The sequence below is a fragment of the Dellaglioa sp. CoH-55-MRSF-8 genome (assembly GCF_056782195.1).
This window is the reverse complement of the sequence record NZ_JBXAYH010000080.1, coordinates 1-433: the sequence shown is the minus strand read 5'-3', so window position 1 is coordinate 433 and position 433 is coordinate 1. Positions and strand designations below refer to the sequence as shown.

The window sequence follows — 433 nt, the reverse complement described above, 5'->3', positions numbered from 1 at the left end:
GTTGCATAGGTCGCTTGAAAATTCGTTTTCAGGTCTGGTGACGTGGCAATTATACCGTTTACATTATCAGAGAAAACAACATATTTCGAGCCGTCGTACAGCGCTGCCTGCCACGCACCATTATTTTGCAGAGGTGTGATTGCAGTCCACGTAATGCCATCTGTCGATGTTGCGATATATCCATTAGCACCGAACGCAACCATGTACGACCCAACTAGCATCAGGGCGCTGATCGAACCTCCTGCGGAGCTACGCAATGTTGGTGTCAACGTTCCCGTGAGAAGTCCTGCTGTACCGACCGCTCCCGGATTCGGAATAGTGTAGATTCCGGTAGTCGATGCCATTACGTACAAATTAGCTCCCGGCAAGAAAGCCAAGTCACTTCTCAAACCCCTGGACGTCCCCATACTTTACGAACTCCAACCTGTCGATA

General features: G+C 49.7%; 1 protein-coding gene. It reads right to left on the bottom strand.

The features are described from left to right. Nucleotides 1-344 (bottom strand): hypothetical protein (locus AC1RPW_RS08000; protein ID WP_481769443.1); only part of this gene is annotated, 344 nt, incomplete at its 3' end. Nucleotides 345-433: the final 89 nt, after the last annotated feature.